At 59.6% G+C, this 14594-nt stretch carries 11 protein-coding genes; 2 read left to right on the top strand and 9 right to left on the bottom strand.

The window, feature by feature from the left end:
• Window positions 1-28 precede the first annotated feature (28 nt).
• From EXY20_RS05730 to EXY20_RS05690, 9 genes are all read right to left on the bottom strand, one after another.
• Entirely contained in the window at window positions 29-910 is an 882-nt protein-coding gene (locus tag EXY20_RS05730) for a YitT family protein (protein ID WP_167859014.1), read from the bottom strand.
• Window positions 903-3884 (bottom strand): glycoside hydrolase family 2 protein, encoded by a 2982-nt coding sequence (locus EXY20_RS05725; protein ID WP_167859013.1) that lies wholly within the window; start codon window positions 3882-3884, stop codon window positions 903-905. The genes EXY20_RS05730 and EXY20_RS05725 overlap by 8 nt, the downstream gene beginning before the upstream one ends.
• A 42-nt stretch (window positions 3885-3926) precedes the next feature.
• Entirely contained in the window at window positions 3927-5087 is a 1161-nt protein-coding gene (locus tag EXY20_RS05720) for a GNAT family N-acetyltransferase (protein WP_135548593.1), read from the bottom strand.
• A 5-nt stretch (window positions 5088-5092) separates the two neighbouring features.
• Window positions 5093-6067 carry a Gfo/Idh/MocA family protein gene (locus tag EXY20_RS05715; protein ID WP_135548591.1) on the bottom strand — a complete coding sequence of 325 codons (975 nt, stop codon included), beginning with the start codon at window positions 6065-6067 and terminating at the stop codon, window positions 5093-5095.
• A 91-nt stretch (window positions 6068-6158) separates the two neighbouring features.
• Entirely contained in the window at window positions 6159-6989 is an 831-nt protein-coding gene (locus EXY20_RS05710) for a sugar phosphate isomerase/epimerase family protein (RefSeq protein ID WP_135548589.1), read from the bottom strand.
• Window positions 6990-7059: 70 nt separating this feature from the next.
• Entirely contained in the window at window positions 7060-8646 is a 1587-nt protein-coding gene (locus tag EXY20_RS05705; RefSeq protein WP_135548587.1) for an extracellular solute-binding protein, read from the bottom strand.
• A gap of 33 nt (window positions 8647-8679) precedes the next feature.
• The gene (locus EXY20_RS05700; protein ID WP_135548585.1) at window positions 8680-9561 is read right to left on the bottom strand and encodes a carbohydrate ABC transporter permease; all 882 of its coding nucleotides are present in this window, start codon (window positions 9559-9561) and stop codon (window positions 8680-8682) included.
• A gap of 10 nt (window positions 9562-9571) precedes the next feature.
• Window positions 9572-10513 (bottom strand): ABC transporter permease, encoded by a 942-nt coding sequence (locus EXY20_RS05695; protein ID WP_135548583.1) that lies wholly within the window; start codon window positions 10511-10513, stop codon window positions 9572-9574.
• Window positions 10514-10661: 148 nt separating this feature from the next.
• Window positions 10662-12899, bottom strand: coding sequence for an AraC family transcriptional regulator (locus tag EXY20_RS05690; RefSeq protein ID WP_167859012.1), 2238 nt, complete (start codon window positions 12897-12899; stop codon window positions 10662-10664).
• A gap of 285 nt (window positions 12900-13184) precedes the next feature.
• Between EXY20_RS05690 and EXY20_RS05685 the strand changes: the two genes are divergently transcribed.
• Both EXY20_RS05685 and EXY20_RS05680 read left to right on the top strand, forming a co-directional pair.
• A complete protein-coding gene (locus EXY20_RS05685; protein WP_135548579.1) occupies window positions 13185-13631 on the top strand; it encodes a flavodoxin in 447 nt (148 codons plus the stop codon).
• 131 nt (window positions 13632-13762) lie between these two features.
• On the top strand, window positions 13763-14356 hold the full coding sequence (locus tag EXY20_RS05680; RefSeq protein ID WP_135548577.1) for a hypothetical protein: 594 nt from the start codon (window positions 13763-13765) through the stop codon (window positions 14354-14356).
• Window positions 14357-14594: the final 238 nt, after the last annotated feature.

The raw sequence follows: 14594 nt of genomic DNA, 5'->3' as shown, positions 1-14594 counted from the left end.
CGCGTTTTCCGCCTCGTATTGACACTTTTCAGCCGTGCGCCCGAAAGCCTTCGCCCAGCACTTCCTGCACGCTGTGAACGGTCATAAATGCCTGCGGGTCGACCGAGCGCACGATTCGTTTGAACCGATTCAGCTCCGAACGGGAGATGACGCAATACAGCACCTCCATCTCGTCGCCCGAATAGCCGCCTTTGGCCGGAAACAGCGTCAGCCCGCGCTCCGTTTCCTTCAGCAGCCGCTCGGTCAACTCCGGAGAACGTTTGGTCATGACGGTGACCGCTTTGGTCGAGTGGTGCGCTTCCGTCATAAAATCGATTACCTTGGAGGAAACGAACACCATGACCAGTGTATACAACACATTTTCAACGGGCAAAAAGAACAGCGCGAATCCGATGACCGCCACATCGGTCACCAGAATGACATTCCCGTACTTCCACCCGAACAATCGCTGCAGGAGACGAGCCAGCAGCGTGGTGCCGCCGGTGGAGCCGCCGAACCGTAGCACGGTGCCGAGTCCGATGCCCGTCGTCAGTCCGGCATACAGTCCGGCCAGCAGCAAATCGTCCTCCGTCCGCAGCGACAGCAGCCATCCCGCGCGAACGAGCTGTTCCGCCGCCCAGAGAAACAACGAAAACGCAGCCGAGCCGACGACCGTATACGATACGCCGGCCGCCCCCGTCCACCGCCAGGCCATGACGAGCAGCGGGATGTTGAACAGCAGCAGCGTCAGCCAGGGAGGAAAGTTCAAGCCGTACTTGAGCAGCAGGGCTACGCCCGTCGCCCCGCCCTCCATGAATTCGTGCGGGATAATCATGAACTGCACGCCGCCGGCGAATATGGCGGAACCGCAGGCAACCATAACCGAATTGGACGCGAATTCCCATACGCGCTGCTTCTGTTTCTTATCCATCGCCGCCATCCGCCCGGGCGTCGCGATACAGCTCGTAGTGGACGAAGACGGCGGCATTGCCGGCTGCAGCGGGTCGGAATGGCGCCAGCGAGCGCACCGTTTTGCCCGGAGGAATGTCGAGCCCTTCGTAACGCTTTGCTTCGAGCAATGCTCCCTCCGCGCCGTACACCGAAACGACAAGGCTCCCCCGGAACCTGCCTCCCGTGTTCATCACGACAGGTCGGATCGCATCGCCCGGCCCGTACACGAGATCGACGTCCCCGCTTCCCGCCAGCAGCTTCTGGTACGCCATCGCCACCGTGTAGAACGCCATTTTGCCATGGCCGTAGTAATCGCTGATCGGCTTCATGTAGGTGCCGTTGTTGCCGCCGCCGCGCAGCGTGCACCAGGCGAAGCCGTCGTAGCCGAGCCACCGCTTCTTGCGGATCGACTCGTAGGCGCTGAACGCCTGGTACGCCTGGCTCAGCTCCCATTCCTCCAGCTCCAGCTCCCGCCCGATCGAACCGCGTTCGTAGTCCCACTCGTACGACTTGATCCGGTACTCCGGCTTGCCCTGCAGCAGCCGCCAGTTGGGCTGGGCCATCGACTCCTCGTTTTCGAAGTCGAAATACGCCCGTTCCGCACTGGCCAGAAAATCGGACTTATAGCCTTCGTGCCGCCAATTGTCCTCCCCTTCCCACTGCGGGGGGCGAGGCCAGGCGCGCAGCACGCTCCACTCCGCCCCGTAGCCGATCGTATAGTCCATCCCGCCGCGGGTGATGCCCGGCGCCGTCCAGGCGGCAACCGGATGGACGCGCCTGCCTTCGTGATCGAGCGTGCCGGCGTCGTTGCGGCATTGCAGCCGGACGAGATTGGCCGTCGGCGAGATGAGTCGGCTCGGGTCTTCGCGGTAAATCGTCCGATACACCTCTTCGTACCACGGCATGCCGGCATCGAAGCTTTCGAACGAGGGATGGTTGCTCGGCTGCCACATCACGATGCTCGGATGGTTGCGCACCTCGCGCACGTAGAGCGGCAGCCCCTTCATATCGAGCAGCCACGGGCTCGCGTCGCGAAGCCAGGCGGAGGTTGCCCACTGGAACATGATGCCGAGCTGATCGCCGATCTCCGCGTAGCGCGGATCGTTGATGCCGCCGATCATGCCGTTGTGCTGGCTCATCCGCGCACTATTGCCGTTCAGCTTGCGCAGCATGAGCAGGTCGCGGACGATCCATTCGGCGGGCGAGCAGCGGTCCCAGCGGGCGATGTTTTCGATCGGATGCCGAAAGCCGAACAGCAGCGCGCCATTCATCATGTCCGCCTTGCCGTTGACGCGGAACACGCCGCCTTCCTGGGAGACGGTGCGAACGCCGGTTGTAATCGCATAGTCGTCCAGCGCGAGGCCGTCCGCATCGCGCAGCACGACGCGGATTCGGTACAGGAACGGCCGTTCCGCGCTCCAAAGGGCGGGCATCGGCAGCCGCACCGCTTCGGACAGCAGCAAGCTTTGCCCCATGCCGATCGTAACCGGGAAGCCGGCGACGGCCGAAGGCGACTCGCGCTCCCCGGGAAACCATTCATACAGCGCTATATCCACGCTGCCGCGAAACTGAAGCGACTTCAGCGCTTCCGAGGAAGTGCGGACGCGCCGGTCGTTGCGCACCGTCACTTCGGCCTGGAGCACCGCCATATCCTCATGAATCGAGCGGGTATACACGAACACGTCCTCCACATGCATCGCATCCGTCAAATCGAGCGTCATGCGGCCGGCGAACCAGCCCGTGTGACGGTCGCTCGACGTATGCCTCATCTTCGTGTCCACCGTGTTCGGAAATACGCGCACCGCGATAACATTGGGCACATCCGGCCGCAGGAAGGCGGTAACGTCAAGCCGCTCCGGATAACGATTGAAGCGCGCCGAAACGACTCTCCCGTTGATCCACAATTCTCCGCCGGGATCGAGGCATTCGAGCTGCAGATACGCCCGTTCGAAAGCGGCAACGGTCACTTCCGTGCGCAAATACAGATCCTCTCCGGCATAACGCTCGCCGCCGTAAGCGAACGGCAGCATGGCCGGCAACCAGCCCCGCTCGTCGCAGCCGGCTCCCGTCCATCCGCGAATGTCGGCGACGGGCGCGAAGCTTTCGTCCAGGAACGTCCCGATCGCAAACGGGGCGTCTCCGCCATGGATGCCGTCTTCGGCCAGCTCGTGCGGCGCAAAGCCGGTGCCGCGGATCGATACCAGCCGTATGCCGGCCGAGCCGAATACATCCACCGTGTCGATAACGGCAGGAAAAACCGTTTCCGCAAAATCGACGACCAGCCGGCCGTTCACGTACACATTCATCCGCGAGCAGCTCAGATCGGCTTCCAGCTTGAACTCGTTGCGCTCCCCAGGCGCGACCGCATAGCCGCAGTCGATGCGGTCGCCGCCGGCGAAGCAGTAGCAGCGCCCGTCCGGCGCGATACCGATCTCCAGCGTCTCCTGCAGCCGGATGCCGGCGGCAAGCGACGCCGCGTTCGGGCCGGCTTCGAACGTCCAGTAAACCATAAACCGCCAGCGCTGCGGCGCGAATGTTCGCCTTACCGTTGCTCCTTCCGCCAGCCAGCGGAGCGTGTCGCCCGCAAGCTCGGTGGCGCCCGGGACGACCCATTGCCGCTGCGCTGCCGATCGCGCGGCAAGCTTCGCTTCGTCGCCTCCCGCCCACTTCCAGTGTTCGAGCGGAATGCGCCTGCGCACATCGGGAAGCGGCTGCGGTTTGATCGCCGCATGCGCCGCCTCCACCTCCGCGTCGGTTACGACCGGACGATCCCAGCCGTCATTGCCGAAAAACTTCCGCGCATGCTTCGCGTACTGACGCAAATATTCCATCCGCTCTTCCGTGCCGAACACGGCAGTCGGCCCTTTAAAATCCGTTTCGCCGTTCGCCGCCGGATTGTCGGTCACATAACGCAATTCGAACGAGCGGGATACCGCTTCTTCCTTTCGGTTCATCGGAAACGTTCCTTTCTGCCTTGTCATGCCGGGTCGGATTCGCTACACATACAACAGCCCGTGCGGGCTCGGCAGCGGGACGAAGGGCATCACCCGCTCGTCCCCGGTAATGAGCGCTGCCGCAGGATCGCCCGAGGCGCCCGGAGTGAACAGCAGGTCGACGAACGCCTGCATGCCAAGCGTCTGCCCGCTGCTTCCGCCGCCGATCCGAACCGCCGCATGCCCCTCTTTCGCCGCATGCAATCGATCCGGCGGCCCTTGGCCGTACTTCAGCCGCAAATAAGGCTCCGCCTGCCGCAACAATCGCTCGGGATCGACGATGTGCAGCGTAGCCGGGTAAGGCCGAAGCTCCTGCGCCGCATCCCCCAGCTCCCGCATAAGCGGCTGCTCGTGTACGGGAACCGGTATGTCGAAACGGTCCAGCCGGTGCGCCGCTACGGCGTGGGCCATCAGCTGCGTTACCGCGGCCGGTTCGCCGGCCCATTCGATCGCTTGCGGCACCCGGGTCGACGCCTTGCCTTCCCCTTGGATCGTATATACAAGAAAAGCCGCCAGCTTGCCGGAATCGCCGACTCGCTCCGCAACCGCCGCGCGGTGGACGTGCTTCATGCAGCTTGCTTTCGACTCGGCGCCGATCAGAGCGGCCAAGTCCCACATGCTGAAGTCGAAGCGGCATTCGCGTTCGTCCGCCAGCCGCTTCAGCTCGAACCAGTCGCGGGTTTCCCGGCTGCGCACGACGAGGCCGGCTTCCCGGACGGCCAGCCGGGCGCGCGCCCAATCGCCGCCCACTGTCACGTTCGCCAGTGCGCCGAAAGGCATGCAGCCGAATCGGTCGTACAAGGAACGCGAGCCGGAGACGAGCATCAGCGAGCCGCCGGCCCGCTCGATATAGTCGACGACCGCCTGCATGACCGCCCCGGCATAGCCGTTCCCTCTCGCGTCCGTACGCGTGCATACTTGACCCAGAAGAAAAGTGGATATGGCAGCCGGACCGACGCGGACGACCGCCGGCACAAGCCCCATAAACGAAACGAGCTCCCCGGAAACGTACACGCCGAACGACTGCCCCAAATCGCCGGAAAACGAATGCGGGAACGCCTCGTTCATCGGCGTCATGCCGTCGCTGCGAAAAATCGCGTTGGCCAGCTTCACCGCTTCCGGCATATCCTCGCGCGTCAGCTGCCTGACTGTCGCTTCCGCCATGACCGTCACCCCCGGCTTCCGGCAAGCTCGATCTTCTTGCCGGTCTCCGCCGATTCATAAGCGGCAAGCGACACTTCCAGCGTGCGCAGCGCGTCGTCGTAAGTCGAACGAAGCTTCCCGGGGTCGCCGGTTCGAACCGCCTCGATGAAGGCGTCGTCCTGCTCCTTGAACACGCTGGCCGTTTGCCCTTCGTGAATGACCGTACGGTTGCGTTCGGTCAGCGTCAGCGTCTTGCCGGACAGCGTCAGCCGGAAGTCGCGGCCGAGCACTTCGATGCCGCTGCGCCAATCCGGCTGGATGCAGGCGGCGTCGATATGGCCGATCGCGCCGCTGGCGTACTCGAGCCCCACCGACACAAGCGACGGAATGTCGGCTCCCTGCTGGTGATCGAGCAGCCCGTAGTGCATCAGCCCGTAGACGGCGTTCACCTCGCCGCACAAATACCGGGTCATATCCACAATGTGCGTCGCCTGCTCGACGAGCTGGCCGCCCGACTTGGCCTTCTCGCGCCACCAAGGCGTTTGCACGAACCCGGTCAAATGATGGGCCCGGATCATGCCGATCGGTTTGCCTGCGAGATATTCCTTCGCCTTGTCGACGACGTCGTGATACCGCAGGCAATAGCCGGTTGCGGCGATGATGCCCGCCTGCCGAATGGCTGCCGCTTTCTGCCGCGCCTGCTCCATGCGCAGTCCGACCGGCTTCTCGACCAGCAGATGAATGCCTCGCTCCGCCGCCGTCTCCTCCAGCCGCTCATGAGCGAAAGGAGGCACGCAAAGGAACAGCGCGTCGATCCGTTCGGCATCGAGCATCTGCGTCACATCGGAGTAGGCTTTCATGCCGCAAGCCAGCGCCGCGCGTTCCGCGTTCTCCGCCACGACGTCGCAAACGGCGACCATACGGGCGTCGGGATGACCCGCCAGCGCCTTGAAATGGGTTTGGGCGATGCCGCCCGCTCCGACGAATGCTACTTGAACCATGTGCCACTGCCTCCCGTTGGTTGCTTGGATTGCTTCGCTTGCCTCAGTTGCTTCCGTTCCTTCCCCGTCGATCGTTCCGCCCGGGCACGTTTCATCCCGGCTGGCCGCCAATGATCGCCGTCAGCTGCCGCGCCGTATCGTATACGGCTTGCAGCGGCATTTCGGCGTAACCCGAAATTTCGGCCGTCAGAGTATCTTCATAGCCGATCGAAAGCAGCGCGCTTGCGACGGCATTCCATTTTACATCGCCGGACAGCAGCGGCACGAAGCCGTGGTAATGCCCGGCGGCTCTGCGGAAGTCCTTGGCATGCACCTTGAAGATGCGTCTCCCCAGGATGTCGATCCACTGCTCCGGGTGTCCGTAAAGCATCACATTGCCGATATCGAAATAAGCCCCGAGCGCCGGCGACCCCATTTCGTCGATATACCGCGCCATCTCGAGCGGCGACAGCAAAAATTTGTTCCACACGTTTTCGATCCCGATGCGGACGCCCGCCTGCTCCGCGAGCGGTATGAGCCGAAACAGCTCCTCCTGGCTGCGCTCGTAGCACTGTGCGTACGTCACTTCTTCGTTGCAATAAGCCGGAACGGTCAAGATCGTATCCATGCCGAGCAACGAAGCGATTTCCAGCTGCTTCATCACGACGCCACGGCCGCGCTCGCGCACCGCCGCATCCGGCGACGACAGCGAGTTCTCCAGCATCAGGCCGGTCGACAAGCTGCGCAGCCGAATGCCGTACGCTTCCGCCATCCGGCCGGCTTCGCGTATGTCGCGCTCCGTCGACTCCAGCGTGAAGCCGACCCGGTCCGGCTTGTTAAGCGTCAGCTCCAGCGCGTCGTAGCCCGCCTTGGCGCAATGCGCGAACACTTCCTGCAGCGGCATCGTTCTGGGAAAACTCCAGTGATTGATTCCTTTTAACAAGCTCCCCGCTCCCTCCGCCCGTTGCGGGAGTCCGTCCGGGTTTGCGCGGACAGACCCGCCGCGGCAGCCGTTATTTTTTCGCCGCTTGCTTGTGAAGATCGACGTACTGCACGATTCCCGCCTTGTTCAGGTCGCCGATAAACTTGTTCCAGTCCGCGTCGTTGTTCGGGTCGAGCTGGCCCATCACAAATTTCACGATATATTGCGCCTTCAGGTCGTCGATATTCGTCTTCAGCTTGGCCCGCTGCTTGCCGAGCTCTTCGGTCCAGTTGAAGAACAGCTGCTTCGCGTTCGGCGCGCTAGCGAATGCTGCCGACACTTCCATATCGATTTTGGACGAAGGCGACAGCTGGATCATGTCATTGTCGCGATTCAGCAAGTAGTCCAGACCGAATTCCAGCATTTTGTCGGTTTTGTTCGTGTCTTTATCGATCACGTCCATGAATTTGGGCTTGCCGTTTTCCAGCTTGTACGTTTCGCCCTCCACGCCCCATTCGTGAAGCCGCGTCCCTTCCGGCGTCACCGCCCAGTTATAGTATTCGAGCATGCGGTCCAGCGCATCGCCCTTGATTTTGTTCGTCAGCACCGGTCCGTACGTGTAGAACGGCAGCTCGCGCACCGCCAAGCCGGGCTTGCCGTTTGCCCCGACCATCTTCGGCGACCAGTTCCAGTTGACGCCCTTGATGTCCTTGCTTTCCGTATTAAAATCGAGCGACCGCGTGCCGTAGCTGAATTCGATGTAGGTCCGGTCGGAATAATGGCGCTCCAGCCACTGGTCGTAAGTGATGGTGGCGAACTCTTTCTCCACCAGATTCTCCTTGTACAGCTTGTTGGCGAATATGAGCCCCTGGCGGTACTTGTCGGTCATCGGGCCGTAGACGATTTCGTCGTTTTTGTCCGGATCGGCGTAGATGTCGCCGGATACGCGAAGCGCCGTGTTGATGCCGTTCAGCAGCCCGTCGACGCCGCCCCGGTTCGACATCGGGACGGAGTTCGGGAACTTCTCCTTCAGCTTCTTCAGCACGGTATACAGCTCGTCGAGCGTAGCCGGGAACGCCAGTCCCATGGAATCGAACACGTCTTTGCGGTAAATCCAGGCCATGGAATGCGTCCGGTAGTTCTTGATCGGCAAATAATACAAGTTGCCGTCCTCGTTGGCCGCCTCCTGCATGACCATTTCCCATTCTTCCTTCGAGAACAGCTTCGTGTAGTTCGGCAACTTGTCCAAATACTTGTTCATCGGCAGCAAATACCCTTGCCGCCCGAGATTTTTGACGAAATTGGGGTTGTTGATGTGCAGCAGCGCCTCCGGATAATTGCCGCTGGCAAACTGGACGCTCAGCTTCGTTTCCGTATCCGCATTGATCCACGTTGCGATCGGCTCGAACTGGACGTTGAATTTTTTTTCGATCTGCTTGTGCACGAGACTCGGGATCGGGAACGTGGACTTGCGCACCTCGGTGCCCGCGCTGATTTTGACCACCGGCCGATCGCTCGGTTTGGCCGAGGCCGAGGCAGCCGGGCTTGCCGACGGCTTCGCCGACGCCTGGGCCGATTCCTTGGCCGCTTCCTTCGAATCCCCGCCCGAACTGCATGCCGCCGTTACCGCCAATGCCGACGCCATCAGAACGGCGCCGATCTGCTTTTTATTTGCCATCTGCATAACCTCCCGTTTTTTTGCCTCCGGCCGCTACCCTTTTAAGGAACCGACCATCACGCCTTTGACAAAATATTTCTGGATATACGGATACACGATCAGCATCGGCACGATGGAAATGACCAAGGTGGAATATTTGACGCTTTCCGACGTGACCGGAGACTGGTCGGTTCCCGAGCGCACCGCCAAATCGGCGGCCATCTGCTGGTCGAGCACAATTTCGCGCAAAATGAGCTGCAGAGGGTACTTTTTCGTGTCGTGCAAGTAAATGAGCGCTTGAAAATACGAATTCCAATGGCCCACCGCATAGAAAAGCGCAATCGTGGCGATCGGCGCCAGCGACAGCGGGATGACGATTCTGGCGATGATGGCGATATCCCCCGCGCCGTCAAGCCGCGCCGACTCTTCCAGTTCGACCGGAAAGCCGCGAAAAAAGCTCATCATGATGATTAAATTCCACACGCTGATCGCTCCGGGCAATATAAGCGCCAGAAAGCTGTTGGACAACCCCAGCGCGTTGACGAGAATAAAGGTCGGGATGAGCCCGCCGCCGAAAAACATCGTCGACACGATCAGCACCATGTAGAAGGTGCGGAAAGGCAAATGCTTTTTGGATAGCGGATACGCGGTCAGCATCGTCAGCACGACATTGATCAGCGTGCCCAGCACCGTAATGACGACCGAATTCAGAAACGCCCGCGGAATGAGCGAGTCGCGCAGAATGGCCTTGTAGCCGGCGAGCGAAAATTCCTTCGGCAGAATGGTGATGCCTCCGGCCGACACGGCGTGGGAAGTGCTTAACGAATAGGCGACAATGTTCAGCAGCGGAACGAGACAAACGAGCAGCACCAGCAGCATCGTCAGATGGACGACTGCGTCCAGCACTTTTGCGGAGACGGAATGATCGCGAACCACGGGAGTCCTCCTACCATAAGCTGTTGTCCGTCATTCTGCGCGACAAGTAGTTTACGGACAGCAGCAGGATCAGATTGATGACCGAGTTGAACAGCCCGACGGCGGCGGCAAAGCTGAACTGCAGATCGACAAGACCGCGCCTGTACACGAAAGTGGAAATGACGTCCGCCGTTTCGTAAGTGGCAGGGCTGTACATCAGAATGATCTTCTCTGTGCCGAGCGACATGAAATTGCCGACCTCGAGAATGAGCATGATCATGATCGTCGGCCGAATCGCGGGCAGCGAAATGTGCAGCATTTGCCGCCAGCGGCTGGCGCCGTCCAGCACGGCCGATTCGTACATGTCCGCATCGACGGTGGACAGCGCCGCGATGTAGACGACCGCCCCCCAGCCGAGCCCCTGCCAGATGCCGGAGCCGACATACAGGAACCGGAACCAGTCCGCGTCGCCGAAATAATAATGGTATTCGCTCCCGAACAAGGCGTGCAGCACTTGGTTGACGAGCCCGTTCTCCGGAGAGAGCAGCAGCTTCATCATGCCGACGACGGCGACGATCGAGATGAAGTGCGGCAAGTAGCTGACGGTTTGCACCGCCTTCTTGTACCCTTGCCGCTTCAGTTCGTTCAGCAGCAGCGCAAACGCGATCGGCAGCGGAAAGCCGAATACGAGACTGTACAGGCTGAGCAGCAGCGTGTTGCGCAGCAGACTCCAGAAATTCGTACCGCCCGTAAAATCGCGAAAATGCTCCAGCCCGACCCAGGGCGAGCGATACACGTTCTCCAGATAGCTGAAGCCGGCATGCAGCTTGAAATCCTTGAAAGCAATCAACAATCCGTAAAGCGGCACGTAATGGAACAAAATAAAATAGACGAGCGCCGGAAGCATCATAAATGTAAGCACTTTCGTTTTTTTCAGCTGCTTCCAGTAAGCGGACGTTCCCGATTGCGTCATGTATCAACCCCCCAATGTCGGCTGACCCAAGCGTAGGGGATGGCCGGGGACGGAAGCTACGACCAATATCGCTTCGGCCACGCTCCTTATCGAAACTGCAAAAGATGTACCGTCATCTTCCATCTGTTCCTTGCGTGTCGACGCACGGCTATTCATTGATGCCGCGGTAAGCCGTCGGCTGTACGCCGGTCACGCGCTTGAACGCGCGGCGGAATGTCTTGTCGCTGTTGTAGCCGGTAAGCGCGGCAATTTCCTGGATCGATTTATTCGAGTGCTCCAGATACTCCCTGGCCTTCGAGATGCGCACATTCTCCAGAAAGGTGGAGAAGTTGTCGCCTGCATACTCTTTGAACGACAGCGAAATATAGCTCTCCGACAGCGAGTATTTGGCGCTGAGGTAGCCGAGCGACATGTTGGGGTCGTCGTAATGCGCTTCGACGTCGCCAATCATGCGCCGGGACAGATCCGAATAGTGCGATTTTTTCTGCTCCGCCCGTTCCGCGCATACGGCGGCCAACGCTTGCCGGATATGCTCGAACCTCACGCTTTCGTCCCTGTCCTTGCGTTCGAGGCCAACTTTCGCTTCCGGGTTCAGCTTGATGAGCGAAGCGGTCAATTCCTGCAGCAGCAAGCGGCGGTATTGGGTCGACAACACCCGTTGCTCGAAATTTTCCTTGTACAAAATATCGAGGAGTCGCTCCAGGCTTTCGGTATCGCCCGATTTGCAAGCATGAATCAGTTGTACCTCAAGTTCGACGGGAAAATACAGTTCGGTCGAGAAGTCGAGCTCCGCCACGTGCAGCAGCGTATTGAACGGAGTCAGCTCCAGAGCGGACTTCGTTTCCTGGTGATGCTTCCACGATTCCAGCAAATCGGCGTGTTCGCGGCCCACGGCGATTTTGACGGCGAATTGAAATTTGTTGATCGCGATGGCGAGCAGTTGGTCCAGCCCTTGCCGCAGATCCTCGTCCAGCTTGTCGCCGGAAGCCCGGGAGGACGCGTACAGACAGGCGGTTTTCCACTCGGACAAATCAAACGTTTGGTACGTTCCGCCGAGCAAATCGTTCATCAGATTGCCCAGCACGAACTTGGCAAAATGGAGCTGCTGCAGCAGATGGTTCGTTTTGCCTTCCTCGTACTCGTGGAATTCGATAATGATCCAGACGTACCGGTCCGCTCCGAGCCGAATGCCGGCCTGTTCGGCAAAGGCGACGATTTCGGCATCGTTTTTGAACTTGCCGGAAATCAGCTTCTCGAAAAACACATGGTAAAACAACGGCGTCTGCCGCTCCACAATCGCTTGCAGCTTCTGCTTGTTGGAGATCAGCTCCAGCAGCGTCTGCCGGATCGCGTTCCATACCTGCCGCGTCCCTCCCCGTTGCTCGCCGCTCAGAATAACCTGGAACAGCTCGCGGATCGGCTTGCTTTGGCGATAGGCAAGCGCGCACGCCACAAGCGCCCCGATGGCGAAAACAACGGCGGAAACGAGGATGGTCAGCCGTTTGATATAGAACGCTTTGGCCAGCAGCACTTTTTTCGGAATGAAGGAATAAAATTTCCACTTCGTCGAATCCGACTGCACGGAGGAGACAAAATAAAGCTCCTTGCCGCCTGCCGCACGCACGTAGCCGTTGTAGCTGCCGTTATCGTTCACCAGATCGTAGATGAAGCGGGAATCTTCGCTCGTCGAAGCCATCATTTGACCCTGATCGTCGACGATGATCGCCTCCCCCTGGAAATGGCTGGTAAGCGCATTCAAATGTTTGGACACTTCCGCCGTATCGAGAAACACGACGATGGCGCCGGAAGGCTCGCTTGCGCTGCGATCGAACTGCAGGGGGCTGACGTAGGAAATGACAGGCGTCGCCGTCTTCATTATTTTGACCGGCGTCGGCGGCAAAAAGGTTCGCCCTGCGGTAGTCATTTGTCTCATATAGTCGGCATACGAGTCGTTGCCGAACTTGTGGAACACTTCGTAATCGTCTTCGCCGTGAAAAATCGTTTTGCTCGACACCGTCGTGTCGGCATTTTTGAAGATGAGATTGAAATCAAGCACCGTGGAACTGTTCAGCACGTAAGAATTGATTTCGTTCATCAGCCGGTTGAGCTTGTAATAATCGTCGTCCTTCAGCGGCAGGGCGACATCGAGCATGTTCAGCACGCTCGGATTGACGGACAGCCGATTGACCAAATTGCGGGCCTGCTCCAGCTGTTCGTCCAGCGTCGCCCTGCTGTGCTCCAGCACGAGCATGCTTGCGTGCTGGCTTTCTTCTTCCAGAACACGCACCGTCTTCTGGTACACGATAGCTCCAATCGTGGTCGGGATGCAGAGGATCAGCAAATAGGAAATGAAAAATCGAAGGAATACGCCGCTCTTTTTGGTCATGGTGATCCTCTCCATCCTACAGGGGACTATCGTATGCTAATTGTACGCAAAACCCGCTTCGAATCCCTGCATCCAATTTCGATTGCGGGATACAATTCTTTGGGTAGCGCGCAACATGCGGCGTTGTTGTCGTTACGGAGTAGGATTCGACTCAGGGGATGCCGGTTCCTGTGTCAGGCGGCGAAAGGAACGGTGCAGAAAAAATGGATTGACGTCATCAATGATAACGATTATCATTTACAGGGTATATGATAATGATTATCATTATTAATAGGAGTGAGCCAAGTGACGTCCATCCTGCTTGTTTATGCGAGTATGACCGGGAATACGGAAGATATGGCGCAAGCCATTGCGGAAGGAGTTCGGCTGGCCGGCGCGGAAGTGGTCGTGAAGGATGTGCTGGATGCCAATAAGCACGAGCTTGCGAATCATGACGGCATTTTGCTCGGGGCTTATACGTGGGGCGACGGCGATTTGCCGGACGAATTTCTTGATTTCTACGAGGAGATGGACGATCTCGACTTGACCGGGAAGAAGGCCGCCGCTTTTGGCTCATGCGATTCTTCCTATGCCGAATACGGAGCCGCCGTCGATACGCTGATCGCCAAACTGCGGGAACTGGGCGCCGAAGTCGAGCTGGACGGCCTCAAGGTGGAGCTGTCGCCCGACGCCGGCGACAAGGAAACGTGTCGCCGCTTCGGCCAACAGTTCGCCGGCCTGCTGCAGCCATGAGCGCAAGCTTGCCCTTAGAACCGGGCTCCCCCACCCCGCCGCTTGCCGATTACATGCTGGAGCAGTGGCTCCGTTCGCTCGCTCCGAGCCCGGATCATTGTCCGTGCTGCCCGGGCTGGAGAGGCATCGTCATGCATGCAGCCTATCATGCGATCAACGATTGGTACACGCTGCCGGACGCCGGCGTCTCCTCGCCGCAGCGACGCGACCCGGAGCGGATGAGCCGGCTGCTGGATTTCCGGTGGGCGGGCAGGACGCAAGGCTTCCGCTCCGAGGAGCACGTTCGCCAAACGAAGCGGCAGGTGTCGGCCCAACTGCAGCAATTTGCGCGGTCCCATGAAGGCGCGCCGGTTCCCGCCCTGCTGTTCGAACCGATGTCCGTCCGCGTCCCCCAGCTTGGCATCGACATGTCGGCCATTGTGCACATGGCGGAGCTGACGGAGCAGTCCTACGTCATTCATAAATTCGTCATCGACGAAAGCGACGAGTTCATGCACGCCTCTCTTCGCCAGCTGACGCTGTTCTCGTTTGCGGCCTTCGGCAAACTGCCGGAACGCATTCAGTTGATCGACTTGCTCACGGGCAACACGCGCTGCATCGTTCCCCGCGAGGCCGAGATCGGCCAGGCGGCGGACTACATGCGGTTCATCCTGTCCGTGTATCGGCAGGCGCAAGCCGACGAGCCGTCGGCCAAATTGCCGAACGGCAACGGCTTTTTCATGTAACGGCGGGCGACGGGCGACAGGCGACGGGCGGACTGCAAAGATCCCGAAAGTCGATCCAAAGCGAAAAAGCCCATGAAAAATGGCTTATTCTCCCGATTTCCCTCGGAACGTTAAAAATAGCCAGCGAAAACACTGGCTATTTTGACGAAATTGCCCCGAAAACGCACATTTTAACGAAATAACCAGCGATTTCACTGGCTATTCAGCAGCTGCCCGCCATTTTTGACGCAATAGCCAA

Origin of the sequence: Paenibacillus cymbidii (assembly GCF_004764705.1) — a bacterium.
Lineage (GTDB): Bacteria > Bacillota > Bacilli > Paenibacillales > NBRC-103111 > Paenibacillus_AN > Paenibacillus_AN cymbidii.
Note: the sequence above shows the minus strand (reverse complement) of the source record. Positions and strands in the feature narration are given on the sequence as shown.